The sequence below is a fragment of the Nonomuraea jabiensis genome (assembly GCF_014204795.1).
GTDB classification, from domain to species: Bacteria; Actinomycetota; Actinomycetes; order Streptosporangiales; family Streptosporangiaceae; genus Nonomuraea; species Nonomuraea jabiensis.
In genome coordinates, this window is sequence record NZ_JACHMB010000001.1 from 10,080,262 (window position 1) to 10,107,186 (window position 26,925).

Genomic DNA, 26,925 nt, shown 5'->3' on the forward strand with positions numbered 1-26,925 from the left:
TCGCAGCACGACGATGACGATCGCCACGGATGGCCGAGGCATCCCGGGCAAGAGGAGGTCCCTGCGGGCGGCCTGGTCCAACGCCGTACCCAGGCCGCCGCCCTGTCCGCCCGACTGCGGACCACCAAGCCAGAATGACGGCGGTGAAGCCGACGTCGGCCGGGTCAACTCGGGAAGCTCCCGGACGGCCTCATCATCAGCGGCGGACCCGGACCACACGCCGAAGGGCGACCTCTAGACCCGGACAACACGACTGGCCACCGCCCGCCGTCATGGCCATTTTCCGCCATGCCGGCGGGCGGTGGATGTCCGACGAGAACGCCGGCCACTCCCCGCTCCTGGGATGACCGCCGCTCGGGCGAAATCAGCCGGCGGGCCTGCCGAACCAGCGGGAGAGGTGGTCGTCCAGGTCCTGCTGATCGTCGCCGATCCAGGCGACGTGGCCGTCGGGGCGTAGCAGGACGCACGGAACATCCAGTGCCGCAGTGGGATCCGCGAGGTGATCGACCCGGTCCGACCAGCCGCCGACGGTCAGGCGTTCGGTGCGGTCCAGCAGCAGGCCGCGGCCGCGATGCAGCAGACCGTACAGGTTGCCCTGTTTCACGTCGATGTCGCGCAGGCGGCGGCCGAGCAGGTCGGGGCCCTCGCCGAAGTCGTAGCGGATGCCGATCGCGGTGATCTTCTCGATCAGATGGCGGTTCACCTCGTCGAAGTCCATCAGTTCGGTGAGCAGCCTGCGCACGGCCTGCGGGCCCGGTTCGGTGGACAGCAGTTCCGTCTGGGCGCGGGTGTTGTCCAGCACGTCCTCGGCGACCGGCTGGCGTTCGGCCTGGTAGGTGTCCAGCAGTGTTTCCGGGGCCCAGCCGCGGATCTGTGCGGCCAGTTTCCAGCCGAGATTGAATGCGTCCTGAACGCCTAGGTTGAGGCCCTGTCCCCCGATAGGTGGATGGATGTGTGCCGCATCGCCGGCCAGGAGTACCCGCCCGACCCGATAGCGTTCGGCCAGCCGGGTGGCATCCCCGAAGCGGGACAACCAGCGCGGGGAGTGCACGCCGAAATCGGTTCCGGCGATGGTGCACAACTGTTGTTTGAAATCTTCGAGGGTGGGCGGTTCCGCGCGGTCGCTGACCCTCGCGGCGGGGACCAGGACGCTGTAGATCCCTTCGCCGAAGGGCCGGAGCCAGAATCGGTGATGGGTCCCGCTGACTTCGGTCACCTTGGCGGCGATCTCCTCCTGCGGTACACCCACTTTCATCTCGCCCATGAGCGTGTCGTTCCGTGAGGGCTCGCCGGGGAAGCCGACGCCGAGCAGTTTGCGCACCGTACTGCGCGCGCCGTCACAGCCGACGAGATAGCGCGAACGCAGCCGTTGCCCGTCGGCCAGTTCGACGGTCACACCCTCGTCGTCCTGCTCGAAACCGGCCACCGCGCAACCTCGCCGGACCTGCGCACCCAGTTCGATCGCATGCTCTTCAAGCAGACGTTCGATGACCGGCTGCGGGATGCCCAGCAGGTAGGCGTACGCGGAATCCAGGCCCTTGGGCACGGGTTTGGGGATGGCGGCGAAGAAACCGCCGGCCGGACGCTGTCTTCCATGCGGGAGAATGCGATCCAGCAGCCCGCGCATCGCCATCAGCTCGAGGCTGCGAATGTGCAGACCGACTATGCGGACGAACGACGCGGGCTCGGTCTCCTTCTCCAGAACGAGTACCCGTACATCGTGCAGCCGCAGCTCGGCGGCCAGCATCGCGCCGGTCGGCCCGCATCCGGCAATGATCACATCGAAGTCGAGGGGCGCGCGATCGGCGCCGGAGGCCGGCGACGGGACGTCGTCCACCTTCGACGGTGGCTCAGCGGTGACCTGCTCAGAGTGCATAGGTGTTGCCTTTCGGGAGTGCCTTGTTGGCGAGGCGCTCCCGGCGACACCTACGTCAATCGCCCGACCATGACGGGAGGGGGAGCACCCACATCGATATGGCGTTCATGGGTCTCACCTCCTCGGGCGGTGTCACGGTCAACTGGAAGCTACAAGCCCGATCGTCATCCCGTCCAATCCTTTTCCAGTACGTGACCACGACTCTGCAGCCACACCGGCCCGACGCCAGCGCGGTCACGATGTTTGGCTCAGGTCGCCGGCAGGGCGGTGGCCAGCAGGACGACACCGAGCGACCCCACCAGCGATGCCACTGCCATGGTCCGCGCCAGCCGGGGACGGGCCGCGCTTGAGGCCCAGCCGTGGAGAGCGGCGGCGGCCATGACCGCGCAGAAGAGCAGCAGCTTGGCGGCCAGGATCCGGCCGTATCCGGGATCGGTGAGCGAGGACCAGGTGACGCCCTTGTGCCAGGCGAGCGCGACGCCGGTGCTGATCTGCACCGGCAGGAACGCGGCCACGGTGATGATCCCGAAGCGGCGACCGACCGCGGTCAGCACCTCGGCGCGCGGCCGCTCGTCCAGCATGCGACGGGCCAGAGGCAGCACCACCAGCGACACCGTGAGCTGCCCGCCGACCCACAACGCCGCCGACAACACGTGCAGGAACCGGACCATCGTCCACCAGGTCATCGTGCCTCCACCTGGAACCTGTCACCCGCGCCGCTTCCGGCCTTGCGCGTCCTGAAGCATCGTCGGGCCATGGTAGCGCCACGTCCTCGCGTGGCCCGCGCGCATCGGCTCGGACGCTGAGGATCTCCGATCGTGCCACGGCCGGCTCATCGCAACGAGTGAGACCGCAGAACGGGTCACTCGCGACCAGCCCACCTTGCCGGGCAGCGCGACCTCGGCGACCAGGGCGAAGATGGCGCCGCTGCCCGCGCCGGCGCGGCGGGAACCATGCGCTGACCTCGCCCCGACCGCCAAGATCATGGATCCCTCAGTTGGGCGGCGAACATCGGCTCCAGGGCGTTCAACATAAGCGTTCTGCAGCGCTCCGTCCCACCGGCGATCCTGCCCGCCATCGCCAGCGAGACGCACCCGTGCAGGAAGGCCCAGATCGTGTCGACCGCGCCGGGCGGATCGGCCAGCTCGGCGCCCCGCGCCTGCGCGATGCCCTGCAACGCGAGGCGGAAGATGCGGAAGGCGTTCTTGGCCTCCCGCGGGGTCTCGGCCGTGCCGAACGGCACGCCGTCCATGCCGTTCATCGCCTGGTAGAGCTCCGGGGAGGCGAACGCGAACGCCCAGTACGCCTCGGCCATCGCGACCAGCCGCCCCTCAGGGGAGCCCTCCGCCGCCACGCGCAGCTGCTCGGCGAGTTCGGCGAAGCCGAGCATCATCAGCTGGACGAGCAGATCCTCCTTGCTGGAGAAGTGCTGGTAGAGAATCGGCGCGCTGTATTCGAGCTTGCCGGCGATGCGGCGGATCGTGACAGCGTTCCAGCCTTCCTCGGAGGCGATGACCCGGGCCGCCTCCAGCAGCCGGGCCCGCATCTCCTGCCGCTCCCGCTCACGCCGCTTCTTGCTGGCGCTCGGTTCGAGCTGGGCCTTCGTCGTCACGATGCGTCCTCTCTCTTGACGCCGACATCCTATCGCCGGTCTAATTCCTAACAACGTTAGATCTATGAACATCGTTAGGAGAGAAGCGTGATCGTCGTGTTCGGCGGGACGGGCAGACTCGGCCGTCAGATCGTGGAACAACTCCGCCAGCAGGCAAAGACAGTGCGCGTCGTCACCCGCGATCCGGCCACGGCGAACGCCGTGCAGGGCGTTGAGGTCGTCGCGGGCGACGTGCACGACCGGCGTACGCTGATCCGAGCCGCGAGCGGGGCCAAGGCGATCGTCTGCACCGTCCAGGGCGGCAACGGCAAGGGACACAACGGCCCCAAGGGCATCGAGGGCGCCGGGATCCCCAGCCTCATCGGCGTCGCACACGAGACCGCAGTCGAAAACTTCGTCTACATCTCCTCCGCCGGCGCCCGCGCCGACAGCCCCGTCGAGTTCTTCCGGCTCAAGTTCGAGGCCGAGCGCCTACTGCGCACCAGCGGCCTGCCGTACTCGATCCTGCGGCCCACCCACCTGATGGACACCTGGGTGGAGCTGCTCGCCGAGTCGATCACCAAGCAGGGGAAGGCCACCGTATTCGGCTCGGGCACCAACCCGGTCTCGTGGGTGGCCGGCAAGGACGTCGCCAAGGTCGCCGCCGCGCTCGCCACGCGCCCCGGCGAAGGCTGGTCCGCCGACCTCGGCGGTCCCGAGGCGCTACCGCTCACGAAAGTCAACGAGCTCATCGCGGCCTCGCTGGGCCTGCAGATCAAGCGTGAGAACAAGATGCCCGTCGCGATGCTCCGCGCGATGAGCCCGCTGACCAGGCCGTTCAACCCGGTCCTCGCCCGGCAGATGCAGATGGGGGCACTGCTGGACACCCAGCCGCAGATCGTCGACTCCAGCACGGTCTGGGCCCGGTTCGGCGAGCCGCTGTCCCTGTCGACGTGGCTGAAGATCAACCACCCGAGCGGCCGGGAAGGAGCCTGACCGGCAGCCCTCGGCGTGTCCGCGATTCAGGGGGACAACCGCAGATCTTCTCCCCCAACCTCCAGCAGCAGGCCCAGCACCGCCCGCTGGCACTCCAGTGACACTTTTAGATCATGGCTGCTGGCTGGATGCCCCCTCCTGGGCGATGAGAAATCGGTAGCCCTCGATCATGGCGTTGAACGCCCATTCACCCCATGGCGCGTGGCGTAGTTCCTGAGTCACCACTCCGGCTGCCTGGTGCTGCTCGTGGACCTTCTCCACGCCGTCATCCAGCCGGATGTAAACCTCGACACCTGCCCCGCGGTGGTCACGTGCGGCCACTGGGAGGAATCGCTCGTCGTCGACGCCCAGCATGACTTGGGCGTCGCCCAGGCTCACACAGGCAAGGCGGTCATCGGAGTCCGATGGCGTGGCGAACACCAGCTCCCAGCCCGCCCGCTTGAAGGACTCGGCGGCGCGGTAGGGGTCGTCGCAGGCGAGAATCACGGAGATCATGCGACATAACCTAGTGCTGCAGTGACATGCGCGATTACGGTTGGGATCTGCACTGGTGGTGCCAGCGCCGGGCGGTGGCTTGGTGGCGGCGGCGCCATTGTGACCAGTACAGAATCTGCCGGATGGTCGGGTAGCGGATCAGGATGGGGACGGCCAGCAGCCGGCGGATCTCGGGCTCGATCAGCGGAATGTGCTCCTCCTCGCAGGCAGGCTGAAGCGCGGCGAGGCGCGCTCCGGCGGGCGTAGGTCTCGCCGCCGCGGCTGACGATCCACGGCACCGCGGCCAGCGTCTCGACGTTGTTGACCACCGTCGGCGCATTCCACAGCCCCTGGCCGGTCGGGTACGGCGGGCGGGCCCGCGCACAGCCACGGCCGCCTTCCAGCCCCGCGATCAGCGCCGTCTCCTCCCCCGCCACGTACGAGCCGGCGCCCGCCACCACCTCCACCTCCAGATCCACCTCGCGCCGTGCACCCTCCGGCCAAGGTGGCCGTCCGCGCGCGCCTCCTCCACGGCCTGCCGCAGCGCCGCCGGCGCCCGCGGATACTCCGAACGCACCAGCACCAGCCCACGGCGAGCCCCGCAGGCGAAACAGGCCAGCGCCAGCCCCTCCAGCACGCGGGCCGGATCGACCTCCATCAGCAGCCGGTCGGCGTAGGAGCCGGGGTCGCCCTCGTCCCCGTTGGCGATCAACCGTGTCCGGAGAGCCGCCCGCCGCCGCCCACTTGGCCGCCACGGGAAAGCCCGCGCCACCCCGGCCGCGCCACCCCGGCCGCGCAGCCCGGCCGCGCCACCCCGGCCCCGCAGCCCGGAGGCCGCCACCTGCGACCGGATCAGCTCCGGCGAGCGCCGGCCGACGGTCTCCACCCAGGTCCGCCACGCGGCTTCCCCTGCCACGACCCCGGCCAGGACGACCGGGGTCGTGGCAGGCGTCGGCCGCCGGGATCGGCGGTGCGTGCGGGGCCGCCCGTCCGGCGACCCGGTCGACGACGTCCGGGCCGACGCAGGGTGGCTCGCCGTCCAGGCAGGCGGGCCCGGCGTAGCAGTAACCGAGGCAGCGGACCGTCTGGACGGAGACGCCGCCGCCCGATGGAGATCGTCATCAGCCGAGCACGCCCTGGATCGCAGGCAGATGCCGGCCCGCCTGCGCCGCGAAGCACGCGGTCGCGGCGCAGACCCGTACGTGGCAGCGCCCGTGCGGGCCGGCCAGGTCGGCGTAGAAGGTGGCCTGATCCAGCCCGGCCGCGGTGGGCAGCCCGAACCGCCGGGCCACCTCCGGCGCCCAGTGCTCAGGCCCTTCCGCATGCTCCCCGGCGCCTTCGGCAAGAGCCTCGATCAGGCGGACACCCACAGGCCCCCGCCTGAGGTGGGGCGGGGTGTTCGTCTCCTCGGTGCGCCCACCACGCTGACCGGGCAGTGCGCTCGTTGTAGCACCCCATGGCTGACGGAGCCCAGCATCGCGGAGGTGAACCCGCCGAGCCCCCGCGAACCCACCACCACGAGATCGGCGGCCCGCGACGCCGCCGCCAGGGCCGGAACGGGATGCTCATCGACGATCGACTCGATCAGCTCGATGTCCGGATATTTCTCCCGCCAGAGTACGAGCTGCCGCACGACCTCAGCGGCCTCGTCGACGGGCAACGGCCCGTACCCGGCGGGGTGCGGAGCCGTGACCGGATATCGCCGGCCGTGCAGAACGCGCAGGCGCGCCCGGCGGGCGACCGCCTGCGCCAGGGCGTACTCCAGGGCCATGTCCGCGCACGGCGAGGCGTCGTAGCCCACCACGATCTCCCCGCTTCCGTCGCGCGGGAGCCTCCTGACGACCACCACGGGGCTCTCGGCGTAACCGGCGAGGCCGAACCCGACCGAGCCGAGCACCAGTCCGGCGAAACCGCCCAGTCCCCTGCTGCCCACCACGACGGTGTCGGCCGTCTCCGACTCGCTCCTGAGCCGCTCGATCACCGCCCCGGTGACCAGGGCCGTCGAGATTCGCGCGCCGGGGGCGAGCTCGCGTGCGCGATCGGCCGCGCCCGTGAGCAGCCTGTCGCACCGCTCGGTCAGGGTCTCGCCGGAGGCGCCGAGCGGATGCTCGGCCAGCCAGGGCTCGCATACGTGGACGATACGCAACGGCAGCCCTCTGCGTGCGGCGTCGTCGGCGGCCCAGGCGAGCGCCGACCACGCGGTCCGCGAACCGTCGACTCCCACGACCACCGCTCTGTTCATCGTCCTTCGGAAAGCCCCCTACATCCCGGAGGGGACGATGAGGAGGTCGTCCTTGTCGAAGGTCACCTCGGATCTCACGTCCACGACTCCCTCGATCAGCCGGAGCTGCTCCATCAGCGCGAGAGCCTGGGATTTCCACTCGACCACGCCGCCGATCGTCACCACGCCCTGGTGGATGCCGACGGTGAACGCCGCCGGGTCCCGAAGGACGGCTCTGATGTCCGCCGCCAGCTCCTCGGCCGGGCGGATGAAGACGCGCAGCACGTCGCGCTGGTGCAGGGTGCCGACGATGCGCCCGGTGTTCGTGTCGACCACGGGCAGCTACTTGACGCGCTTGGCGTGCATCAGCCGGGCCGCGTCCCGGACGGAGGTGCCCGGCGTGACAGTGATCGCCGGGGAGGTCATGAGCTGGGCGGCTGTCACGCCCGCGGCCTTGCGGTGCTCCTGCTGCCGCCGGCGGGACTCGAAGATCGGCACGCTGTGCCGGGCCGTGTCGACCTCCTTGAGGAGCAGATCGTCTTCGGAGACGACTCCCACGGGCCGTCTGTAGGCGTCGATCACGGTGACCCCGCCTACCGCGAACCGCTCCATGGCCTCCACGATCTCGGTGAAGGATGCCTCCTTCAGCACGGCGATGGCCACCCGGCCCATGATGTCGTTGACTTCGAGTGACATGACTCCACCTCCGCTTCCACGATCCGCCGGAGCGGCCCGCTCCGGCAGTGACCAACGTCCCCGATGCCGGATGACCAAGGTCCTGACCGGCGCTTACCGGGCACGGACCACCGCCACCGGGCAGTGCGCGTGGTGCAGGACACCCCGGCTGACCGAGCCGAGCAGCATCGAGCCCAGGGCGCCGCGCCCGTGCGAGCCCACCACCAGCAGGTCCGCCCGCCCGGACGCGTCGGTGAGCGCTTCGACGGGATGGGCGGATTGGGCGTCCTCGACCACCTTCACCTCCGGGTGGTCACCGCTGAAGATCTTCACGCGGTCGCGGACGACCCGGTGCTGTTCCGTACGGATCTCGTCCATGTCGTAGGCGATCTCCGGCGCGAAGGCGTGCACCGGCAGCTGCCAGGCGTGCACCACCCGCAGCGCGCTCCCCCGCAGCTTCGCCTGCTCGAAGGCGTAGGCCAGCGCGGGCTCGCACTCCGGCGAGTCGTCCACCCCGACCACGACCTCCTGCCACACCGGCCGCCGCTCGCCGCGCACCACCACGACGGGACAGTTCACGTGGCCGGCCACGTGCATGCTGACGGAGCCCAGCAGCGCGCCGGCGAACCCGCCCAGCCCCCGGCTGCCGACCACGACCTCGGTGGCGTCCTTGGCCTGCTCGCGCAGGACCTCGGCCGGCGGGCCCTCGACGTCCTCGGTCGTGACCTCGACGGTGGGCTGACGCTCGCGCACGAGATCCTCCGCCGCACGCAGGATCCGCTGCCCCTCGCGCCGCAGCGCGTCCGGGAGAGCGTCGATGGGGTATTTGCGGATCTGGTACGGCGAGCGGTCCCGGGCATGGACGATCCGCAGCGCCACCCGCATGCGGAACGCGTCGTCGGCCGCCCATTCCAGCGCGGCACGCGAGTTCGCCGATCCGTCGGCTCCTACGATGATCACGGTACGCCTCCTTCGTCACCCTCCATCCGACCCGCTCGCGCCCGTCCGCAGCAGGGCCGGAGGTCGGTCCCGCAAGGGCCGAAAGACCCTGTCCGCCGGGTACGTCCAGCACCTCGAAACACTCCTGACACACGGGTACGGTGACCCGCCTGGCCGCCGCTCTCGAAACGACGGTCGGGCACCTGCTGGGCGGCCCCGCCCGGCCCCGGAGAGACGGCTCGGCCGACGCCGTCCTGGAGGTCCTCGAAACCCGAGGAGTGCCTGCGGCTGGTCGCCCCGGGCGGCATCGGCCGGGTGGCGTTCAACGGTCCGGAGCGGCCCACGGTGCTGCCCGTGAACCACCGGCTCCACGACCGTTCACGGCGCCGCTCATGTCAGTGACCACGGACACCGGGTAGTGCGCGAGCAGCCTGACCCCGGCGATCCGCAGCGGGAACTGCGGGCCGGGAACGTTGGAGCCGACCACGTTGACCGGCGGCCCCGTACGTCCCAGACGATCAAGCGCGGCGCGGTCGGCCAGGCCGTTCAGGGCGGCGAGCATGCTCTCGCTCACGTCACGCAGCAGGCGCGCGGGCGTCAGGGCGAACCGTTCCTTGAGCTGCCGCATCCCCTTGCTCACGAACGGCGGCGGAGGAGACCGGGCCGCTGAGCGGGGTGTGCGGGGCCTCCAGGTCCGGCAGCTCCGGCCGGGGTTCGCGCCGGATCAGCCGCGCGACCCCGCTCGCGCCGGGCAGCCGGGCAGCCGGGCAGCCGGGCAGCCGGGCAGCCGGGAGATGACGGGGAGCTGGTCCAGCACCGGCAGGGCCTCGCCCGCGAACCGCAGCAGGCGCGCGCTTCCCCACGGAAGTCCGGCCGACACCGCCCAGAGCCCGCCCGGTCAACGCCCTTGCGTCAAGCCTTCATTACTGTAAGTATTTTTCCAGTCACCCAATGTCCATGATCCCTTCAGAAGGCGTGCCCTGCGGCGGTGAAGCGCGCCGGCGCCTCCGTCGGGCGGCGAGGTCCCGATCACACCGGCCTCGGCGCGCTCGTCAACCCCCTCACGCCCAGGGAGGCCCCCATGAACCGCCTGTCAGGCGCGCTGGCCGTCGTCGTCCTCGTGCTCGCCACCGGCTGCTCCGGCCCGGCCGGCTCCCCCGCCCAGGGTTCCCCGCACAACGCGATCAACATCCACCTGTACCAGAAGCCGAAGCGCTTCTCCCCGCTGGATCCGCCCACCGGCCCCGACCAGCAGGTCATGACGTTGATCTTCGACAACCTGCTGACCGTCGACGATTCCTACGCCTACGCGCCGCGCCTGGCCGAGCGCTGGGAGGTGGGCGAGGACCGGATCACCTTCCACCTGCGCGAGGGCCTGAAGTGGAGCGACGGCATGCCGTTCACCAGCAAGGACGTGCTGTTCACCTACAGGCTGCTGGCCGACGCCAAGAGCGGCAGCGCGATGGCGGGCAAGCTCGCCGGGGCCGCCTTCGAGGCCCCGGACGACAACACGTTCGTGATCAGGCCGGCCAGGCCGAACGTCGGCTTCCTCAGCCTCATCGCCGGGCCGTTCGCCTTCATCCTGCCCGAGCACGTGCTCGGCATGGAGCCGGTGGACAGGATCGCGGGCAGCGTCTTCTTCAACCACCCGACGGTCGGCATGGGCCCGTACACCTTCGTGACCTACAAGACCGACCAGTACGTGGAGCTGGCCGCCAACCCGCACTACCGCAAACCCATCGCGATCCCGAGGATCTTCCTCAAACCGATCAGCTCGGACGTGGCGACCGCGCAGCTCGGCACCGGCGAGATGGACCTGGTCCAGATCTCCCCCACCGACCTGCGGGCGGTGGAGTCACTCAAGGGCATCACCGTGTCGGCCAGGCCGAGCCCGGGCTTCGTCAGGATCGCGGTCGACCAGAGCGACGAGCGCTTCGCCGACCCCAGGGTACGGCGGGCGATGCTCCACGCGATCGACCGCGAGGCACTGGTCGCCAAGCTCCTGGCCGGCCGGGGCCGGGTCCAGAACTCCTCGTTCGTCACCCCCTGGGCTCTGCCCGGCACGCTGGAGAGGTACGCCTACGACCCGGCCAAGGCCAGGTCGCTGCTGGCCGAGGCGGGCTGGAAGGCCGGTGAGAAGGTGACGCTGTCGTGGATCCCCGGCCAGCGCGACCGCGACGTGACGGCCACGGTGGTGCAGGGCGCGCTGGGCGCGGCGGGCATGACCGTCGAGCTCAAGCAGGTGCAGGCGGCCGAGCTGCTCGAATCCTACGAGAAGCGCACGTTCGACCTGGCGCTCTTCGGGGGCGGCAGCTACGCCGTGGACCCCTCCAGCAGCGTCACGATCCTCAATTGCGCCGCTTTCTACCCCGCCGGGGGAAATATCAGTAACTTCTGCGACGAGTCGCTGGACGCCCTCACCGCCCGAGCCGACGCCCGCACCGACCGGGACCAGCGCGCCAAGCTCTACCAGGAGGCCGCGGGCAAGGACAACGCCCAGGTCCCGTACCTGTGGTTGTACAACCCGGACACCCTGTGGGCCACCGGCCCGCGGCTGCGCGGCTTCAAGCCCGGCGGCGACTTCACCACCGGCTTCTGGAACGCCGACGAGTGGACCCTGGCCGGCTGATGCTCGCCTACCTCGCGCGCCGGCTCCTGACCGGCGCCGCCGTCTTCCTGCTCATCAGCGCCGGCGTGTTCCTCCTGGTCCGCGCCGCGCCCGGCGACCCGGTCCGGATGATGGTCGACCCGGAGCGACTGGCCTCGGGCGGCCCGGCGTTCGTCGCCGCCAAACGCGCCGAACTCGGCCTGGACAGGCCGGTCCTGGTCACGTACGGCATCTGGCTGCGTGACGTGCTGGGCGGCGACCTCGGCCACTCCTTCGTCAGCCGCCGCCCGGTGGCCGAGGTGCTCGGCGAGCGGATGGGCCCCACCGTGCTGCTCATGGGCACCGCCCTGGCGCTCGGCCTGGTGCTGGCGGTGGCGGCGGGCACGCTGGCCGCGGTCCGGCGCAACAGCGCGGTCGACCACGCCACCACCGTCGCCGGCCTCGGCGCGATCTCGGTGCCCAGCTTCTTCCTGGGCATCGCCGCGATCTACCTCTTCTCGCTGAAGCTCGGCTGGGTGCCGTCCTCCGGCATGTCCACACCGGGCGACGGCGGCGGCGCCGACATCCTGGCCCACCTGGTGCTGCCCGCGGCCGTCCTCGGGCTGTCCATCGCCGGGCCGTTCACCCGGTACGTGCGCGCCGGGCTGCTGGCGGAGCTCGACGCCGACTACGTGCGCACGGCCGAGGCCAAGGGCGCCGGTCCCGGCCGGGTGCTCATGCGGCACGCGCTGCGCAACGCGCTGGTCCCGCTCATCACCGTCGTGATGATCTCCATCCCGCAGCTGCTGGCCGGGGCGGTCGCCGTGGAGCAGGTCTTCGCCTGGCCAGGCATGGGGCAGCTCGCCGTCAGCTCGATAGGCCAGCTCGACCACCCGGTGGTGATCGGGTTCGCGATGTTCGTCGCGGTGCTCGTACTGGTCTGCAACCTCGCCGCCGACCTGCTCTACGCGGTGGCCGACCCCAGGATCAGCCTGTCATGACCACGACCCTCGCCTCGCCCCGCTCGCTGGCCGCCCGGCGCTTCCGGCGCAACCGCCTGGCGCTGGCCGGAGCCGTGTTCCTCACCGCCGTCGGCGTGCTGGCGCTGGCCGCGCCGCTGGTGGCCGGGCACGACCCGAACGCGGTGGATCTGGCCGCCTTCCGCGAGCCGCCGTCCGCCGCGCACCTGCTCGGCACCGACTCCTCCGGGCGCGACGTGTTCGCCAGGCTCGTGTACGCCGGCCGGGTCTCGCTGCTGGTCGGCCTGCTGTCGTCGCTGGCGGCGGTCGCCCTCGGCACGCTGCTCGGCGCGCTGGCCGGCATGTTCGGCGGGCCGGTCGACGCCGCCGTCATGCGCGCCGCCGACGTGGTGCTCTCCTTCCCGTCGCTGGTCGTCGTCGTCGTGCTGGCGGGCGTGCTCGGGCCGGGCGCCGCGATGCTCGTGCTCGTCTTCGCCGCGTGCAACTGGCCGACCGCCTGCCGCGTGGTGCGCGGGCTGACGTTGTCGCTGCGCGAGCGGGAGTACGTCCAGGCGGCGCGCGCCTTCGGGGCCGGGCGGCTGACGGTGATCGGGCGGCACGTGCTGCCCGCCGTCCTGCCGCACGTCGCGGTGGCCGGCACGCTGCTGGTGGCGCAGCTGATCCTGCTGGAGGCGGTGCTGTCCTTCCTCGGCCTCGGCGTGCGGCCGCCGCACGCGAGCTGGGGCAACATGCTGACCGACGCCCAGAACCTCACCCTCATCCAGACCATGCCGTGGTTGTGGCTGCCGCCCGGCCTGGCCATCGCGCTGACCGTGCTGGCCGTGAACTTCGTCGGCGACGGCCTGCGCGACGCCGTGGACCCGAAGGAGGTCCGCGGATGACGCCGCTGCTCACGGTCGACGACCTCGCGGTCGAGTTCGCCACGCGGGACGGCGTGGTGCGCGCCGTCGACGGAGTCAGCCTGCAGGTGGGGCCGGGAGAGATCCTCGGCGTGGTCGGCGAGTCCGGCTCGGGCAAGAGCGTGACCGCGATGTCGGTGCTCGGGCTGATCCGGCCGCCGGGGCGGGTGGTGCGCGGCAGCGTCCGCTTCGACGGCGAGGACCTGCTGACCCTGCCCGCGCGCCGGTTGCGCCGGATCCGGGGCCGCCGCATCGCGATGATCTTCCAGGACCCGATGACGGCGCTCAACCCGGTCGTCCCGGTCGGCGCCCAGATCGCCGAGGCCATCAGGCTGCACCAGCCGCGCCTCGGCCGCGCCGCCGTGCGGGCCCGCGTGCTGGAGCTGCTGGCCTCCGTCGGCGTCGCGGACCCCGCCGCCCGGTACGGCCGGCACCCCCACGAGTACTCCGGCGGCATGCGCCAGCGCGCGATGATCGCGATGGCCCTGGCCAACGAACCCGACCTGCTCATCGCCGACGAACCGACGACCGCGCTGGACGTCACCGTCCAGTCCCAGGTGCTCGCCCTGCTCGACACGGCCAGGCGGGAGGCCGGCGCGGCGGCGGTGCTCATCACCCACGACCTGGGAGTGATCGCCGAGCTGGCCGACCGGGTCGCGGTCATGTACGCGGGCCGCGTCGTCGAGCACGGCGACGTGCACCAGGTCTTCGCCACGCCCCGCCACCCCTACACGCGCGGCCTGCTGTCCAGCCGCCCCCGCCTGGAGGCGGCGGGGGACCTGGTGCCGATCCCGGGCAGCCCGCCTGACCTGCTGGCGCCGCCGCCCGGCTGCGCCTTCGAGCCGCGCTGCGCGCTGGCCGCCGGCCGCGCCGCCTGCCGGGCGGACCGTCCCGAGCCGGTCGTGGTGGCGGCCGGTCACCTGTCGGCCTGCCATTTCCCCGAGGAGCCGGTGTGAGCGAACTCGTGCTGGCCGTCGAGGGCCTGGTCAAGCACTTCCCGATCCGCGCCGGGGTCCTGCGCCGGCGTAGCGGGGCGGTCCGGGCCGTGGACGGCGTGGACCTGGCGCTGCGCTCCGGCCGTACCCTCGGGCTGGTCGGCGAGTCCGGCTGCGGCAAGACCACGACGGGCCGGCTCGTCGTGCGCCTGGCCGAGCCCACCTCCGGCCGCATCCTGTACGGCGGGCGCGACCTGGCCGCCATGTCGCCCGCCGAGCTCCGGCCGCTGCGCGGCGAGATCCAGATCGTCTTCCAGGATCCGTACTCGTCGCTGTCGCCCCGGCTGACCGTGCACGAGATCGTCGCCGAGCCGCTGCGCACCCAGGGCCGCTACCGCCGCGGCGGCCGGGAACGGGTCGGCGAGCTGCTGGAGCTGGTGGGCCTGTCTCCCGAGCACGCCGGCCGCTATCCGCACGAGTTCTCCGGCGGCCAGCGCCAGCGCGTCGGCATCGCCAGGGCGCTGGCCCTGAACCCGCGCGTGCTGGTGCTGGACGAGCCCGTCTCGGCGCTGGACGTCTCGATCCAGGCGCAGGTCGTCAACCAGCTCGCGCACCTGCAGCGCGAGCTGGGCCTGGCCTACCTGTTCATCTCGCACGACCTGTCGGTGGTGCGGCATCTGTGCGACAGAGTGGCGATCATGTATCTGGGCCGGATCGTGGAGGAGGGCGAGCGGGCGGAGATCTTCGCACGGCCCGCCCACCCCTACACCAAGGCGCTCATCTCGGCCGTGCCGATCTCGGATCCGTCGCAGCGGGGCGAGCGGAGGCGGATCGTGCTCGCCGGTGACGTGCCCAGCCCGGCCGACCCGCCGTCGGGCTGCCGCTTCCGTACGCGCTGCTGGAAGGCCCGGGAGCGGTGCGCCGTCGAGGAGCCGGCGCTGACCGGCGCGGGGCATCGTGTCGCCTGCCACTTCCCCGACGCCTGATGGTTACCGGGGCTCGTCGTCGGTCCAGCCCGCCTTGATCACCGCGGTGGAGTTCCACATCGTGCCGGGCTCGAAACCGGTCTGGAAGCCGCGCGGCTTCACCGCGACGTACTCGCTCGCCAGGGCCGACCCGGTCGCCTCGTCGATGATCAGCCGGTGCTCCGCGACGCCGTCACTGAGGGTCGGCTCGTTGATGGCCACGGCCGTGCCCGTGCGTCCCTCGGCGTCCGTGACGTTCTGGATGACCCGTACGTCGTCGAGTTCGGCCAGCATCCGGAACGCCGCGCCGCGCACCTCGGGCGTCACCGGCATGTCCATGATCAATCCCGCGCTGACCACGAACAGCCACCCGTCGCCCACCATCGGCACGTCGGTGGCATACCCCTTCCAGGCCAGGAGCCGCTTCTTGAGCTTGTCCGGGTCTCCGGGCAGCTCGCGCAGTTCTTTCACCGAGACGTTGCGGCCCAGCCAGAACACCTTGTCCCCGTCGGTCAGCGGGCTGCGGCTGGTCCTGGCCCGGCCCGGCGATGTCTTCAGGACCATGGGCTCGGGTTTCCCGGGGACCGCGACCTCGATGGAGGCGGGAGACCCGGCCCGCTCCCACGCCTGCCGGTCCTCCTCGGTGGCCGGGCGGGCGCCGAGGGACTGCAGGCGACCCCACTGCTTCTGGCCCGGACCGGTGGCGCTGGGCGTCCAGCCCTCGTCCCGCTGCTGGTCGAGCACCCGGTAGCCGCCCTTGGCCGCGGCGAACAGGGTCCGGCGCACCGACACGGTGTGCCAGTACTCGCCCGTGCCCTCCGGTTGCCGCTCCGCCCTGGCGGCCGCTGCCAGCAGCACCTCCCGGGCCGACAGCGTCACCGCCGGCCGGGTGCTCGCCGGGGTGTCGGGGGCGCGTGGCGCGGACGCCGTGCCGTTCGTCGCGACGACCACGGCCACGGCGGTGACGGCCGCGGCTCCGGCGAGCCCCAGGCTCCATACGGGCCGCGCGGTCCGGCGCCGGCGCCGGACCGGCCGGGGCTGCGCCATGGCGCGGGAGAGCTCGGCGGCCCTGGTGCGCGGGTCGATCGGCCGGTCTGCGAGGTGGGCGGGCCGGGCGGCCCTGAGCTCGTCGATGGGGTTCATGACCACTCCTCGTTGAGGCTCCGCACGTGGGGCAGGGGTTCGCGCCGGGGGCCGGCGTCCGTGGCCTCCATGGCCTGTTCGAGCCGTTTGCGTGCCCGGTGCAGCCGTACGCGGAAGGCCGCCGACGAGCAGCCGACGACCCGCGCGCCCTCCTTCGGCGACAGCCCGTGCCAGGCGACCAGGACGAGGATCTCCCGATCGTCCTCGGGCACGGCGGCCAGCGCGCGCAGCACGCCCATCCGCTCGGTCACGTGATCGGCGACGTCGCCCTCGGCCCAGGCCCGCAGCTCCGCCGCGACGGCCTCGCGGCGGACCTCGGCGCGTACGTTGTCGCGCAGGACGTTCCTGGCGACGCCGAGCAGCCACGGCAGCGCCGGCTCGGGCACGTCCTCCAACCGCCGCCAGGCGATCGCGAACGTCTCGCTCACCACCTCGTCCGCCACCTGGCGGCCCGCGCGGCTCACGACGTAGGCCCACACCCGTTGTCGGCATTCGTCGTACATGCCGGTGAACCGGTGCTCATCATCTGACACCGCCCAGCCCCTTCGTTCGGGATGCGTTCTTCTGACACCACGAAGTGGCCGCAACCCTGCCGTTGTTACACCCTTTTCGGGATCAGCTGATCGGGACGGTGAGGCGGCGCCTGGCGGGTGACGGCTCCTTGCGCTCGCCGAGGAGGGTCATGAGCTGGTCCATGGCCACCTCGCCGAGCTTCTCGCCGTCCACGTCGATCGCGGGGACGTCGCCCAGGCCGAGGCTGTCGACGATCATGCGCTCCGAGCTGACCACGACGTCGCGGATCCCGCGGTGGAGCAGGGCGAACATGAGGCCCAGGCCGATCGAGGTCGCGTACGGGACCACGGCGGTGGCGCGGGCGGCCACCACGGCCTCCGCCGTCTCCACCCCGGCGGCGAACGTCGAGGGGTAGGGGCCGAGCATGGTCAGCGTCGCGCCGCTCGACCCGGCCGCGGCGCGGATGGCCGCCTGGCGCTGGCGATCCTGCCAGGAGCCGGCCGGGCCGCCGATGTAGACGATGCGCTCGTGGCCCATCTCGGCGAACCGGGTGACGAGCGTGCCGAAGGCGGTGGCCGTGTCGGCGACCGCCGAGGTCATGCCCTCGATCTCGCGGTCGATGAGCACGGTCGGCTTGAACGACGCGGCGGCGCGGACGATCTCGTCCGAGCCTCGCGGCGCGGTGAGCAGGAAGCCGTCGACCTGGTGCGCGAGCTGCTCGACCGCGGCGACCTGGGCGGCGTGCTCCAGGGAGTGCACCGCGATGGTCAGCTGCATGCCCGAGTCGGCCGCGCGCCCCTGGGCACCGCCGATGATCGGGGTGAAGAACGTGTTGTCGAGCGTGGGCACCACGAGGGCGACCACTCCGGTCCGCCCGCGGGCCAGCTGGGTGGCTGCCCGGTTGGGGACGAATCCGAGCTGCTCGGCGGCTGCGCGGACGCGGGCCACCGTTTCCGGGGCGGCCAGGTCCGGCCGGCCCAGGGCGCGAGAGGCCGTCGCCTTGGAAACCCCGGCCAGCGCGGCGACGTCCGCGAGTGTCGGCACTGATCCTCCTTGAGTGGTTACACGGAATTCACACAGGGGTTTGTGCGAGAGGCCGCTCATAATCTATGGTCAGGCTCATGCAACCGGTTCCGCAACCGGTTCCAGCCAAGCGTACGCCACGGAGAAAGGACGCCGACATCTCCCGCAAATCGGCCCTTCTGCTGGTGCCTGGTCTCGTCCTTCTCGTCGCAGGTTTCCTCGTCCCCTCCGCGGCGATGCTCTTCGCGCCACCGGACGTGCCGACCGGCGAGATCTTCGCGCGCCTGGGCAAGATGCTGACGGATCCGTACGACCTGGAGGTGATCGGGCGCACGGTCGGGCTGGCCCTGGCTGTCACGATCATCTGCGTCGTCCTCGGCTTCCCCATCGCCTACTGGCTCGCCCGCTCGCCCTCACGCTGGAGCGGGGTCTTCCTGGCTGTGGCGATCTTCCCATTGATGCTGAGCAACGTGGTAAGGACGTTCGGCTGGCTGGTGATCCTCGGTTCCAAGGGGGCGCTGGGCCGGCTGCTCGTCCAGCTCGGCATCGTGGACGCGGCGCCGCAGCTGCTCTACACCAAGCTGGCGATCGTCCTCGGCCTCACCCAGCTGTTCCTGCCGCTGGCGATCATCTCCTGCTACTCGGCCGTCGCCCAGGTCGATCCCGGCCTGGACGACGCCTCGCGCGGGCTCGGCGCGAGCCGGATCCGGACGATGTGGAACGTCGTCATCCCGCTGACCATGCCGGGCATCGTGGTGGCCGCCACCCTGGTCTTCGCCGGGTCCGTCACCGCGTACACGACGCCGTACCTGCTCGGCGGGTCCAGCCAGCGGATGCTGTCCACGCAGCTGTTCAACTACGCGAGCACCACGCTCGACTGGGCCTCCGCCTCGGCGACGGCGCTCATCATGACGGTCCTGGTCTTCGTGGTCTCCGGGCTGTCCTCGCTGATCGGGCGGAAGGGGGCCACCTCGTGAAGCGGCCGATCACGGCGGCGCTCGCGGTCATCGGCTACGTCATCATGATCGTGCCGATCATCTTCGTGGTCGCCACCGCCTTTACCGCCGGAACCACGCTGAGGTTCCCGCCCGACGGGATCTCGCTGCGCTGGTTCGACGAGGCGCTCGGCTACGAGCCGTTCATCGAGGCCGCGGTCTCCAGCCTGGAGCTCGCCGTGCTCGCCACCGCGCTCGCGCTGGTGCTCGGCGTGCCCGTCACGCTCGCCGTCCACCGTGGCAAGCTGCCCGGCAAGGGGCTGGTCGAGGGGTTGTTCCTGTCGCCGCTCATCGTCCCGGAGCTGGTCGTCGGCCTCGCGCTGTTCCAGCAGCTGATGGTCGGCCTGGACCTGGACAACTTCAGCACCCTGCTGGTCGGGCACACCGCGCTGATGCTGCCGTACGCGGTGCGCGTGACCGGCGCCTCGCTCGCGCTGGCCGACCCCGCGCTGGAGGAGGCCGCCCGCGGTCTCGGCGCCTCGCCGCTGCGCGCGTTCCTCAACGTGACGCTGCCCGTCCTGCGTCCGGGCATCTTCTCCGCCGCGCTGCTCAGCGTGGTCACGTCGTTCAACAACGTGCCGCTGTCGCTGCTGCTGCAGGGACGCGACTTCCGGACGCTGCCGGTGACGATGCTCGACTACGTGCAGCAGTCGTACGACCCGATGGTCGCCGCCGCTTCCACCCTCATCCTGGCCGCCACCGTGGTCATCGCGGTGATCGCCGAGCGCACGGTCGGATTCGCCAAGATCTTCGGAGGGATCAACCAATGACCGCCGCCGCCGAGCTGATCGACGTCACCCAGAGGTTCGGCTCCTTCACCGCCGTCGACGGCATCGACCTCGCCGTGCCGGCGGGGAAGCTGACGACGCTGCTGGGCCCGAGCGGCTGCGGCAAGACCACCACGCTCAGGATGATCGCGGGCTACTCGGCGCCGACGTCGGGGACGATCCGCATCGACGGGGTCGACAGCACGCGCACGCCGCCGGAGAAGCGCGATCTCGGGATGGTCTTCCAGTCGTACGCGCTGTTCCCGCACATGACCGTGGCCGACAACGTCGGGTACGGGCTCAGGCTGCGCAAGGTGCCGGCCGCGGAGAGACGCTCGCGCGTCATGGAGACGCTCGACCTCGTCGGGCTCGCGCACCTGGCCGACCGCAAGCCGAAGAAGCTCTCCGGCGGGCAGCAGCAGCGGGTGGCGCTGGCCAGGGCGATCGCGATCAGGCCCAAGCTCCTGCTGCTCGACGAGCCGCTGTCCAACCTCGACGCCCGCCTGCGCGTCCAGATGCGGGCCGAGATCAGGCGCATCCAGGCGGAGACCAAGCTGACCGTCATCCTCGTCACCCACGACCAGGACGAGGCGCTGGAGATGTCCGACGAGATGGTCATCATGAACGAGGGCAGGATCGTGCAGCAGGGCACGCCCCAGCAGGTCTTCCCCCGTCCCGCCGACCGCTTCGTGGCCGAGTTCCTCGGCTACGAGAACTTCCTCACCGCGGCCGACGGCACGCCTCTGACCATCCGGCCCGAGCATCTGCGTATCGCCGAGGACGGTCCCGGGCTGGACGCGACAGTGGTCGACGTGGCCTTCCGCGGCGTCGACCTGCTGGTCTCGCTCGACGTGGTCGACCCGTCGGGCGCGACCGTCAGGCTGCTCGCCGACGTACGCAGCGGCGCCGCCCTGAGGCCCGGATCGGGCGTCACGGTGATCGCGCCCGACGACCATCTGGTTCCACTCCCCCGCTGAAAGAAGGAACGACCCCATGCCCACGCGCCGCGCCGTACTGGCCGCCGCTCTGACGGTGCTCGCCGCAGCCGGATGTTCCGGCTCCGGCTCCGCCGAGAAGCAGGCCGATCAGAACACCATCGTCGTCAGCACCTTCCCCTTCGGAGTGAAGGAGTTCGAGCAGGCGGTCGTCGCTCCGTTCAGCAAGCAGACGGGGATCAAGGTCGAGCTGGACACCGGGTCCAACGCCGACCGGCTGTCGAAGCTGAAGCTCGCCAAGGGCGAGCCGGAGGCGGACGTGGTGCTGATCTCCGACTACTTCGCCGCGCTCGGGCAGAAGGACGGCCTCTTCCAGAAGGTCGACGTGCCCAACATGAAGCAGCTTGCGCCGTTCGCGACCGAGGGCGCGTACGAGGGTCCGGCCTACACGCACCAGCTCAACGGGATCATCTACAACACCGGCAAGCTGAGCCAGAAGCAGGCCGCCGACTGGGAGCTGTTCGCGAACGCGGCCAACAAGGGAAAGGTCGCACTTCCCGATATTTCGGTGACCGCCGGACAACTCATGATTTCGGGGGTGGGTGAGTCGTACGGCAAGGGCCCCTACGACATCGACACCTCGCTGAAGACCCTCGCCGGCTGGGCCCCGAACGTCCTGCAGTTCTACACCTCCTCGACCGAGGTCACGAACCTGCTGACCCAGGGCGAGATCGTCGCCGCCGACGCGCTGAGCGGCTTCGCCACCAAGCTCGTCACCTCGGGCGAGCCGATCGCCTGGACGGCTCCCGCCAAGGGCCGCTACATGGCCACCAACCGGGCGATGATCCCCAAGGGTGCGCACAACGCGCAGGGCGCGGCGAAGTTCATCGACTACATGCTGTCGGCCGAGGCGCAGAGCGCCATGGCGAAGGCCGCCGGTGACCTGCCCACGAACCCGAAGGCCGAGATCCCGGCCGACATCGCCAAGGTGACGGGCGAGGCGGCGAAGGACCCGGTGGCCGCCGGGTTCAAGACCCTCGACCCCGCCCAGCTCGTCGACACCCGCGCCACCTGGGTCGACCGCTTCACCCGTGAGGTGGCCGGCAAGTGAACCTTGACCTGATGCCCAAGGTCGATCTGCACTGCCACCTCATCGGCACCGTACGCGCCTCGACCTTCGCCGAGCTGGCCCGGCGGGAGGGGCTCGACCTGCCTGACACGCCCGAGCGGATCTACGCGGACGTGAACTCGCTCCCGCCGGACCCGGCGCTCTACCTGGACACCCGGATCCCGGTGCCGCAGGGCAGGAGCGCGGACGAGCCCGAGGTCTCCTACTCGCTCTTCCAGGTGTCCTCGTGGGTGCTCCAGGTCCTGCGCGACGCCGACGATCTGACCCGGATCACCTACGAGGCGTTCGAGGACGCCCACCGCACCAGCGCGACCAGGCATCTCGAGGTCTCCTTCGACGCGCTGACCGAGCAGCAGGAGAGGCTCGGCTACGCCACGGTGGTCGAGGCGTACGCCGAGGGCATCAGGATGGCCGAACGCGACTTCGGCATGTCGGGCCGGCTCATCGCGGCCGTCGACCGGAGCAGGTCGGCAGACGAGGCGCTCTCCTGGGTGCGCACGGTCGTGGACCACCCGCACGACTACGTGGCGGGGATCGGGCTGGACAACCTCGAGACCGCGGGGCCGCCGGAGCGGTTCGAGGCCGCCTTCCGGCTCGCCGGTGAGGCCGGGCTGCGCCGTACCGCTCACTCCTCCGAGCACGCGCCCGTCGCCGTCAACACGGTCACCTGCCTCGACGTGCTCGGCTGCGACCGGATCGACCACGGCTACTTCGTGCTCGAGGACGACGAGGTCGTGGCCAGGGTGCGGGACGAGCAGATCCCGTTCACCGTCATCTCGACCACCTCGCGGCGCTCGTGGCGGCCGTGGCGGCGGGCGTCGATCGCGGCGATGCTCGAGGCCGGGCTCAACGTCATCCCCGCTTCCGACGACCCGGGGATGTTCCCGACGTCGCTGGCGAACGAGTATCGGATCCTCTCCGAGCAGCTCGCCGTACCGGATGAGCGGTTGCGGGCGATGGCGCTGGCCGGGGTGGAGGCGTGCTGGCTGCCGGAGCCCGAGAAGGACGCGCTGCGCAAGCGTTTCGAGAACGAACTCGCGGAGTGATACCGGCGCTCACTTCGGTGAGGCCAGGGGCTGGGGGCGGTCCGTCGCTTTTGCGATAGTGACGAAGACGAGTGCCAGGCCGACGCCGAGGGTGGCGAGCGTGAAGCCCAGGCTCTGGAAGCCGAGCAGGTCGCCGAGGGCGGTTCCGACGGCCGGCGCGAGGGCCGTGCCGGCGATGTAGGACGACTGCGCCAGGGCGACGTGGCGGCCGGCGCCGTCGAGCCCGGCCGCCAGGGCGAACAGGCAGGCCACCACGGCGGGATAGCACAGGCTCCACAGGAGCATGGCGGCGGCGAAGACGTCGCTGTCGTGGGCGGTCATGGCGAGGAGCTTCCCGCAGGTTCCCGCCGCGAGCAGCGCGCCGCGCGGAAGGGCGCGGCCGAACCGGTCGCCGAAGAGCCCGGTCACCACTGGGCCGGCGATCCCGGTCTGGCCGGCCGAACGCCAGATCACCACCATGCGGCAGTTCCTGGACCTCCTCGGCCTGTAGCCCGGCACGGCCGCCTGCTGGGCATGACGCAGGAGGTGAAGCGGAATGTCATGGGGGCGCCCCTTCGGCAGCCCTTTCCGCGCAGACGGGGCATGCCGTCTTGCGTTGCCCTTCCGCCTGCTCGGCGGTCACCCTGCGGATCTCGTGCAATCGGTACCCGGCCGCGTCGCTGCCGCGACGGCCGGCCTTGAACGCCTCACACTCCTCGCTGGAGTGGTAGCAGTCGCTGGCGTCCGTGGTGATGTACTCGCTCATGGCTGCCTCCGGGCGGTCAAGAGGTCAATGTCATCTCTCGCTCTTGCAGGATGCCGTCACGGGCTGGTGTGCGCACCGTGTTCGGCTGATCTCAGTGCGCATAGGCATCGCCCCTGCGCCTGGCGACCCGCCATCAGCCGTACCGGCCGGAGACTTTACTCATCGGGCGGCGTTTCGAGCGGGAACACGGCGTCACGTTCCGCTACCCTCCCACCGCAACCTGCCCACCGCGGACCCACAGGAGAACCCCCCACGATGCAGATCGACCCGTTGATGTCAGAACGGTTCCCGCGGACCTCGCGCTACCACCCGGACTGGATCCGCTCCAGCGTCAGCGGCGGGGCCAACTCGCTGTGGCTGGCCGAGTGGCTCACCGAGGCGATGTCGCTGGGTCCCGGCATGCGGGTGCTGGATCTGGGTTGCGGCCGCGGCGCCTCGTCGGTCTTCCTGCATCGCGAGTTCGACGTGCAGGTATGGGCCACCGACCTGTGGTTCAGCCCCGACGAACGCATGGAACGCATCCGCGACGCCGGCGCCGAGCATGCGGCGTTCCCCATTCACGCCGACGCCCGGTCCCTGCCGTTCGCCGCGGGTTTCTTCGATGCCGTCGTCAGCATCGACTCGTTCGTCTACTACGGCACCGACGATCTGTACCTGAACTATCTGGCCAGGTTCGTCCGGCCAGGCGGGCAGATCGGCATCGCGGGTGCCGGGCTGATGCAGGAGATCGACGGGCCGACGCCCGAGCACCTGGCGGCGTGGTGGGAGCCGGGCATGGCCAACCTGCACTCGGCGCAGTGGTGGCGCCGCCACTGGGATCGCAGCGGCGTCGCCCACGTGGACGTGGCCGACTCGATGACCGACGGGTGGAAGTACTGGCTGGAATGGCAGCGCGCGATCGCACCGGACAACCAGGTGGAGATCGACGCCCTCACCGCTGATCGCGGACGCCACCTCGGCTACGTGCGCGCCGTCGCCCGTCGCCGGCCGGACGCGGCGCTCGACGAGCCCATCTCGTCGGTCCCCGTCACGTATGTCAAGCGGCCCCTGTACCGCCCCCGGACGAGGGCCGGCGTCGCCGACCTGTACGGTTGACCGCTCCGCCTCTGGGCACACTGGCGAAATGATCCACCCTCCTGTGGACCTATGATCTTTTCTGCTGGTATTTGCCCGATTGTCGGAAGGCCTCCATGACCCACCCCCTCAGTCGGCGGTCCGCCCTGCTGGGCGCCGCGGCCCTGGCCGGCCTCGCCCTGTGGGAGAGACCGGCCGAGGCGGCCGGCGCCGCCGCGTTCGACGCCGCGCGCGAGCGATGGGTGAGCCTGCTGGCCGGCGGGTCGTACGACTCCGCGTACGCCGACAAGACGCAGGCGGTCGAGGGCTCGGCCAACGCGGTGCTGCGCAAGCTGAAGCCCGTACCCGGCGGCCCGAGCCTGTGGCCCGACCTGCCGCTCGCAGACCCCCGGACGGGCAACTTCAACCGCGCCTACAACCGCATGCGCACGCTCGCGCTGGGCTGGGCCACGCCGGGCACCGCCATGCACCGTGACCCGCGGGTCGCCGAGACCGCGGTCAGCGCGCTCGACTTCCTGTACGAGCACGCCTACCGCGAGGGGCTCGACCGGCAGGGCAGCAACTGGTACTGGTGGGAGATCGGCGTGCCCCGCGCGCTGACCGACACCTGCGCCCTGATGTACGACGGCCTGCCCAAGGACCGCATCGAGCGCTGGCTGCGCCCGTTACGCCGCTGGTGCCCCGACCCCGAGCGCCGCGTCAGCCACCCCGGCGTCGTCGAGACCGGCGCCAACCGGGCGGGCAAGGCCATGGCGGTGGCGATGCGCGGCCTGCTCACCCACGACGCGCGCCTGGTCAAGCGGGCCAGGGACGCGGTCTCCGACCTGCTGCGGCGGACCAAGGGCCCGGGCGACGGCTTCTACCGTGACGGGTCGTTCATCCAGCACGACGTGTTCCCCTACACCGGCAGCTACGGCGTCGACTACCTGGACAGCGTGGCCAAGCTGATCGCCATGCTCGCGAGGTCACCGTGGGAGATCGGCGGGATCGGGAACGTCTACGAGATCGTGGACCGCTCGTTCGCGCCGTTCATCTTCGACGGGCTGATGATGGACTGCGTACGCGGCCGGCAGATCTCGGTGCAGGGCCACCGCGACTACCACTCGGGGCAGAAGGCGGTCGAGGCCATCCTCACCCTGCTGGAGGCGGCGCCCGAACGCTATGCCCAGCGCTGGCGGCCGATGGTGAAGGGCTGGCTCACCCGCAACCAGGCCATCCCGTACGACACGCTCGCGCCGCTGCCGAGCATCGCGGAGGCCAAGGCCCTGCTGGAGGACCCGTCGGTGCCGGTCGGTCCGCGCATGACGGGCACGTACGTCTTCGCGGACATGGACCGGGTCGTGCACCGCCGTCCCACCTGGGCCTACGCGATCGCGATGAGCTCGGAGCGCATCGGCGCGGCCGAGGCCATGAACCTGGAGAACCTGCACGGCTGGTACACCGGCGACGGCATGACCTACCTCTACACCGGCGACCTCACCCACTGGAACGACGACCTGTGGCCCACGATCGACCCGTACCGGCTGCCGGGCACGACGGTCGACACCCGCAGGCGCGCCGATCTCTCGCACGGCAAGCGTCGCCTGCCGCCCACCCCGTGGGCGGGCGGCGTGGCCCTCGACGGCGAGTACGGCGTGGCGGCCATGAGGCTGATCGCCGACGGCTCCTCGCTGCGGGCCAGGAAGGCGTGGTTCCTCCTCGATGACGCGGTGATCGCCCTGGGCGCCGGCATCACGGCCTCCGACGGCCGCCGCATCGAGACCATCGTGGAGAACCGCAACACCCACGACACTCACCCGCCGCTGACCCGGGGCGACGGCTGGGTCCACCTGTGCGGCGTGGCCGGCTACGCGCTGCTCGACGGCGGCAAGGCGAAGGTGATCCGCGGTAAGCGCACCGGCCGCTGGCGGGACATCGACAAGGGCGCCACCACGGGAGGCGACGACACCCCCATGACCAGGCACTACACGACGATCCTCGTCGATCATGGCGTTGATCCGCGCAGGGCGCGCTACGCCTACGCCGTGCTGCCCGACGCCTCCGTCGCCCAGACCGCGGCCTACGGCCGGCAGGTCGAGATCCTCGCCAACTCCCGTACGGTGCAGGCCATCTCCCGCGACGACCTGCTCGCCGCCGTCTTCTGGCGCGCGGGGACCGTCGAGACCCCGGACGGCCCGCTCGCCGCCGACGGCCCCTGCACGCTGCTGCTCCGCCGCGACCACAAGCGGGTACGGCTCGCGGTCTCCGACCCGTCCAGGACCGCCGACGAGGTGAAGATCAGGCTGCCCTGGCCGGTGAAGTCGGTCAAGGAGAGCGACCGCAGCGTGCGCAAGTCGAAGAAGTCGGTCAAGGTGGAGGTCGGCGGCAGCCGCGGGCACGCCCACACCGCGGTGGTGCGCGTCTGAGACCTCTGGGGA

31 protein-coding genes and 1 pseudogene are annotated in these 26,925 nt (G+C 71.1%); 14 read left to right on the forward strand and 18 right to left on the reverse strand.

The window, feature by feature from the left end:
* Positions 1 to 364: 364 nt before the first annotated feature.
* The 3 genes from rox to HD596_RS46150 all read right to left on the reverse strand — a co-directional run bounded on the left by rox (position 365) and on the right by HD596_RS46150 (position 3,488).
* On the reverse strand, positions 365 to 1,876 hold the full coding sequence (gene rox / locus HD596_RS46140) for a rifampin monooxygenase (protein ID WP_185075656.1): 1,512 nt from the start codon (positions 1,874 to 1,876) through the stop codon (positions 365 to 367).
* Positions 1,877 to 2,124: 248 nt separating this feature from the next.
* Positions 2,125 to 2,562, reverse strand: coding sequence for a hypothetical protein (locus HD596_RS46145; protein ID WP_185075657.1), 438 nt, complete (start codon positions 2,560 to 2,562; stop codon positions 2,125 to 2,127).
* A 296-nt stretch (positions 2,563 to 2,858) separates the two neighbouring features.
* The gene (locus HD596_RS46150) at positions 2,859 to 3,488 is read right to left on the reverse strand and encodes a TetR/AcrR family transcriptional regulator (protein WP_185075658.1); all 630 of its coding nucleotides are present in this window, start codon (positions 3,486 to 3,488) and stop codon (positions 2,859 to 2,861) included.
* An 87-nt stretch (positions 3,489 to 3,575) separates the two neighbouring features.
* Here HD596_RS46150 and HD596_RS46155 point away from each other — a divergent pair, with 87 nt between their 5' ends.
* Positions 3,576 to 4,463, forward strand: a complete 888-nt coding sequence (locus tag HD596_RS46155) for an SDR family oxidoreductase (protein ID WP_185075659.1) — start codon at positions 3,576 to 3,578, stop codon at positions 4,461 to 4,463.
* A gap of 111 nt (positions 4,464 to 4,574) precedes the next feature.
* On the opposite strand, the gene HD596_RS46160 is transcribed toward HD596_RS46155, so the two are convergent.
* The 8 genes from HD596_RS46160 to HD596_RS46180 all read right to left on the reverse strand — a co-directional run bounded on the left by HD596_RS46160 (position 4,575) and on the right by HD596_RS46180 (position 8,793).
* Positions 4,575 to 4,958, reverse strand: a complete 384-nt coding sequence (locus HD596_RS46160) for a hypothetical protein (protein WP_185075660.1) — start codon at positions 4,956 to 4,958, stop codon at positions 4,575 to 4,577.
* The gene (locus HD596_RS65955; protein WP_221519895.1) at positions 4,955 to 5,416 is read right to left on the reverse strand and encodes a hypothetical protein; all 462 of its coding nucleotides are present in this window, start codon (positions 5,414 to 5,416) and stop codon (positions 4,955 to 4,957) included. The genes HD596_RS46160 and HD596_RS65955 overlap by 4 nt, the downstream gene beginning before the upstream one ends.
* A complete protein-coding gene (locus HD596_RS60945) occupies positions 5,350 to 5,853 on the reverse strand; it encodes a hypothetical protein (RefSeq protein ID WP_221519896.1) in 504 nt (167 codons plus the stop codon). The genes HD596_RS65955 and HD596_RS60945 overlap by 67 nt, the downstream gene beginning before the upstream one ends.
* Positions 5,854 to 6,058: 205 nt before the next feature.
* On the reverse strand, positions 6,059 to 6,307 hold the full coding sequence (locus tag HD596_RS60950) for an NAD(P)H-dependent oxidoreductase subunit E (RefSeq protein ID WP_221519897.1): 249 nt from the start codon (positions 6,305 to 6,307) through the stop codon (positions 6,059 to 6,061).
* Complete coding sequence (locus HD596_RS46170) at positions 6,292 to 7,179, reverse strand: universal stress protein (protein WP_185075661.1); 888 nt, start codon at positions 7,177 to 7,179, stop codon at positions 6,292 to 6,294. The genes HD596_RS60950 and HD596_RS46170 overlap by 16 nt, the downstream gene beginning before the upstream one ends.
* Positions 7,180 to 7,197: 18 nt before the next feature.
* Complete coding sequence (locus tag HD596_RS62895; protein WP_313046361.1) at positions 7,198 to 7,494, reverse strand: BON domain-containing protein; 297 nt, start codon at positions 7,492 to 7,494, stop codon at positions 7,198 to 7,200.
* Between the two features lie 6 nt (positions 7,495 to 7,500).
* On the reverse strand, positions 7,501 to 7,854 hold the full coding sequence (locus HD596_RS62900; RefSeq protein WP_246555344.1) for a CBS domain-containing protein: 354 nt from the start codon (positions 7,852 to 7,854) through the stop codon (positions 7,501 to 7,503).
* A 93-nt stretch (positions 7,855 to 7,947) separates the two neighbouring features.
* A complete protein-coding gene (locus tag HD596_RS46180; RefSeq protein ID WP_185075662.1) occupies positions 7,948 to 8,793 on the reverse strand; it encodes a universal stress protein in 846 nt (281 codons plus the stop codon).
* Positions 8,794 to 9,087: 294 nt separating this feature from the next.
* On the opposite strand from HD596_RS46180, the gene HD596_RS46185 reads away from it, so the two are divergent.
* The gene (locus HD596_RS46185) at positions 9,088 to 9,174 is read left to right on the forward strand and encodes a hypothetical protein (RefSeq protein WP_313047659.1); all 87 of its coding nucleotides are present in this window, start codon (positions 9,088 to 9,090) and stop codon (positions 9,172 to 9,174) included.
* Positions 9,175 to 9,178: 4 nt separating this feature from the next.
* On the opposite strand, the pseudogene HD596_RS62905 reads toward HD596_RS46185, so the two are convergent.
* Together HD596_RS62905 and HD596_RS46190 are read right to left on the reverse strand one after the other, a co-directional pair.
* Positions 9,179 to 9,400: pseudogene (locus tag HD596_RS62905) on the reverse strand (WS/DGAT domain-containing protein); the annotation flags it as partial.
* Between the two features lie 96 nt (positions 9,401 to 9,496).
* Positions 9,497 to 9,652, reverse strand: a complete 156-nt coding sequence (locus HD596_RS46190; RefSeq protein WP_185075663.1) for a hypothetical protein — start codon at positions 9,650 to 9,652, stop codon at positions 9,497 to 9,499.
* 201 nt (positions 9,653 to 9,853) lie between these two features.
* On the opposite strand from HD596_RS46190, the gene HD596_RS46195 reads away from it, so the two are divergent.
* From HD596_RS46195 to HD596_RS62915, 5 genes are read left to right on the forward strand one after another with little or no spacing between them, the layout of a single operon-like run.
* Entirely contained in the window at positions 9,854 to 11,401 is a 1,548-nt protein-coding gene (locus HD596_RS46195; protein WP_185075664.1) for an ABC transporter substrate-binding protein, read from the forward strand.
* The gene (locus tag HD596_RS46200; RefSeq protein WP_185075665.1) at positions 11,401 to 12,360 is read left to right on the forward strand and encodes an ABC transporter permease; all 960 of its coding nucleotides are present in this window, start codon (positions 11,401 to 11,403) and stop codon (positions 12,358 to 12,360) included. The genes HD596_RS46195 and HD596_RS46200 overlap by 1 nt, the downstream gene beginning before the upstream one ends.
* Entirely contained in the window at positions 12,357 to 13,220 is an 864-nt protein-coding gene (gene opp4C / locus HD596_RS46205; RefSeq protein ID WP_185075666.1) for an oligopeptide ABC transporter permease, read from the forward strand. The genes HD596_RS46200 and opp4C overlap by 4 nt, the downstream gene beginning before the upstream one ends.
* A complete protein-coding gene (locus tag HD596_RS62910; RefSeq protein WP_185075667.1) occupies positions 13,217 to 14,194 on the forward strand; it encodes an ABC transporter ATP-binding protein in 978 nt (325 codons plus the stop codon). Before opp4C ends, HD596_RS62910 begins: the two co-directional genes overlap by 4 nt.
* Positions 14,191 to 15,159 carry an ABC transporter ATP-binding protein gene (locus HD596_RS62915; RefSeq protein ID WP_313046362.1) on the forward strand — a complete coding sequence of 323 codons (969 nt, stop codon included), beginning with the start codon at positions 14,191 to 14,193 and terminating at the stop codon, positions 15,157 to 15,159. The genes HD596_RS62910 and HD596_RS62915 overlap by 4 nt, the downstream gene beginning before the upstream one ends.
* A gap of 3 nt (positions 15,160 to 15,162) precedes the next feature.
* Here the strand turns inward: HD596_RS62915 and HD596_RS46220 are convergent, their stop codons facing one another.
* The 3 genes from HD596_RS46220 to HD596_RS46230 all read right to left on the reverse strand — a co-directional run bounded on the left by HD596_RS46220 (position 15,163) and on the right by HD596_RS46230 (position 17,838).
* Positions 15,163 to 16,281, reverse strand: a complete 1,119-nt coding sequence (locus HD596_RS46220; protein WP_185075668.1) for a CU044_5270 family protein — start codon at positions 16,279 to 16,281, stop codon at positions 15,163 to 15,165.
* The gene (locus HD596_RS46225) at positions 16,278 to 16,814 is read right to left on the reverse strand and encodes an RNA polymerase sigma factor (RefSeq protein WP_313046363.1); all 537 of its coding nucleotides are present in this window, start codon (positions 16,812 to 16,814) and stop codon (positions 16,278 to 16,280) included. Before HD596_RS46225 ends, HD596_RS46220 begins: the two co-directional genes overlap by 4 nt.
* 82 nt (positions 16,815 to 16,896) lie before the next feature.
* Positions 16,897 to 17,838, reverse strand: a complete 942-nt coding sequence (locus HD596_RS46230; RefSeq protein ID WP_185075669.1) for a LacI family DNA-binding transcriptional regulator — start codon at positions 17,836 to 17,838, stop codon at positions 16,897 to 16,899.
* Positions 17,839 to 18,002: 164 nt separating this feature from the next.
* On the opposite strand from HD596_RS46230, the gene HD596_RS46235 reads away from it, so the two are divergent.
* Genes HD596_RS46235 through HD596_RS46255 form a run of 5 tightly spaced genes read left to right on the forward strand, consistent with a single transcriptional unit; the run spans position 18,003 to position 22,689 of the window.
* Positions 18,003 to 18,794: an ABC transporter permease gene (locus HD596_RS46235; protein ID WP_313046364.1), complete on the forward strand. Its 792-nt coding sequence runs from the start codon at positions 18,003 to 18,005 to the stop codon at positions 18,792 to 18,794.
* The gene (locus HD596_RS46240; protein ID WP_313046365.1) at positions 18,791 to 19,582 is read left to right on the forward strand and encodes an ABC transporter permease; all 792 of its coding nucleotides are present in this window, start codon (positions 18,791 to 18,793) and stop codon (positions 19,580 to 19,582) included. Before HD596_RS46235 ends, HD596_RS46240 begins: the two co-directional genes overlap by 4 nt.
* Positions 19,579 to 20,556 (forward strand): ABC transporter ATP-binding protein, encoded by a 978-nt coding sequence (locus HD596_RS46245; RefSeq protein ID WP_185075671.1) that lies wholly within the window; start codon positions 19,579 to 19,581, stop codon positions 20,554 to 20,556. The genes HD596_RS46240 and HD596_RS46245 overlap by 4 nt, the downstream gene beginning before the upstream one ends.
* A gap of 16 nt (positions 20,557 to 20,572) precedes the next feature.
* On the forward strand, positions 20,573 to 21,625 hold the full coding sequence (locus HD596_RS46250) for an ABC transporter substrate-binding protein (RefSeq protein ID WP_185075672.1): 1,053 nt from the start codon (positions 20,573 to 20,575) through the stop codon (positions 21,623 to 21,625).
* Positions 21,622 to 22,689, forward strand: a complete 1,068-nt coding sequence (locus HD596_RS46255) for an adenosine deaminase family protein (RefSeq protein WP_221519898.1) — start codon at positions 21,622 to 21,624, stop codon at positions 22,687 to 22,689. Before HD596_RS46250 ends, HD596_RS46255 begins: the two co-directional genes overlap by 4 nt.
* Before the next feature lie 9 nt (positions 22,690 to 22,698).
* Here the strand turns inward: HD596_RS46255 and HD596_RS46260 are convergent, their stop codons facing one another.
* Together HD596_RS46260 and HD596_RS46265 are read right to left on the reverse strand one after the other, a co-directional pair.
* Positions 22,699 to 23,148, reverse strand: coding sequence for an MFS transporter (locus HD596_RS46260; RefSeq protein WP_185075673.1), 450 nt, complete (start codon positions 23,146 to 23,148; stop codon positions 22,699 to 22,701).
* Between the two features lie 79 nt (positions 23,149 to 23,227).
* Positions 23,228 to 23,434: a hypothetical protein gene (locus tag HD596_RS46265; protein WP_185075674.1), complete on the reverse strand. Its 207-nt coding sequence runs from the start codon at positions 23,432 to 23,434 to the stop codon at positions 23,228 to 23,230.
* Positions 23,435 to 23,707: 273 nt separating this feature from the next.
* On the opposite strand from HD596_RS46265, the gene HD596_RS46270 reads away from it, so the two are divergent.
* Both HD596_RS46270 and HD596_RS46275 read left to right on the forward strand, forming a co-directional pair.
* Positions 23,708 to 24,529 carry an SAM-dependent methyltransferase gene (locus tag HD596_RS46270; RefSeq protein WP_246555347.1) on the forward strand — a complete coding sequence of 274 codons (822 nt, stop codon included), beginning with the start codon at positions 23,708 to 23,710 and terminating at the stop codon, positions 24,527 to 24,529.
* Positions 24,530 to 24,624: 95 nt separating this feature from the next.
* Positions 24,625 to 26,913, forward strand: coding sequence for a polysaccharide lyase 8 family protein (locus HD596_RS46275; RefSeq protein ID WP_185075676.1), 2,289 nt, complete (start codon positions 24,625 to 24,627; stop codon positions 26,911 to 26,913).
* The last annotated feature ends 12 nt before the right edge of the window (positions 26,914 to 26,925 follow it).

Coding starts and splice junctions, on each gene's coding strand:
- rox (WP_185075656.1), bottom strand. CDS start 1,876: ATGCACTCTGAGCAGGTCACCGCTGAGCCACCGTCGAAGGTGGACGAC.
- HD596_RS46145 (WP_185075657.1), bottom strand. CDS start 2,562: ATGACCTGGTGGACGATGGTCCGGTTCCTGCACGTGTTGTCGGCGGCG.
- HD596_RS46160 (WP_185075660.1), bottom strand. CDS start 4,958: ATGATCTCCGTGATTCTCGCCTGCGACGACCCCTACCGCGCCGCCGAG.
- HD596_RS46170 (WP_185075661.1), bottom strand. CDS start 7,179: ATGAACAGAGCGGTGGTCGTGGGAGTCGACGGTTCGCGGACCGCGTGG.
- HD596_RS62900 (WP_246555344.1), bottom strand. CDS start 7,854: ATGTCACTCGAAGTCAACGACATCATGGGCCGGGTGGCCATCGCCGTG.
- HD596_RS46195 (WP_185075664.1), top strand. CDS start 9,854: ATGAACCGCCTGTCAGGCGCGCTGGCCGTCGTCGTCCTCGTGCTCGCC.
- HD596_RS46200 (WP_185075665.1), top strand. CDS start 11,401: ATGCTCGCCTACCTCGCGCGCCGGCTCCTGACCGGCGCCGCCGTCTTC.
- opp4C (WP_185075666.1), top strand. CDS start 12,357: ATGACCACGACCCTCGCCTCGCCCCGCTCGCTGGCCGCCCGGCGCTTC.
- HD596_RS62910 (WP_185075667.1), top strand. CDS start 13,217: ATGACGCCGCTGCTCACGGTCGACGACCTCGCGGTCGAGTTCGCCACG.
- HD596_RS46220 (WP_185075668.1), bottom strand. CDS start 16,281: ATGAACCCCATCGACGAGCTCAGGGCCGCCCGGCCCGCCCACCTCGCA.
- HD596_RS46245 (WP_185075671.1), top strand. CDS start 19,579: ATGACCGCCGCCGCCGAGCTGATCGACGTCACCCAGAGGTTCGGCTCC.
- HD596_RS46250 (WP_185075672.1), top strand. CDS start 20,573: ATGCCCACGCGCCGCGCCGTACTGGCCGCCGCTCTGACGGTGCTCGCC.
- HD596_RS46260 (WP_185075673.1), bottom strand. CDS start 23,148: ATGGTGGTGATCTGGCGTTCGGCCGGCCAGACCGGGATCGCCGGCCCA.
- HD596_RS46265 (WP_185075674.1), bottom strand. CDS start 23,434: ATGAGCGAGTACATCACCACGGACGCCAGCGACTGCTACCACTCCAGC.
- HD596_RS46270 (WP_246555347.1), top strand. CDS start 23,708: ATGTCAGAACGGTTCCCGCGGACCTCGCGCTACCACCCGGACTGGATC.
- HD596_RS46275 (WP_185075676.1), top strand. CDS start 24,625: ATGACCCACCCCCTCAGTCGGCGGTCCGCCCTGCTGGGCGCCGCGGCC.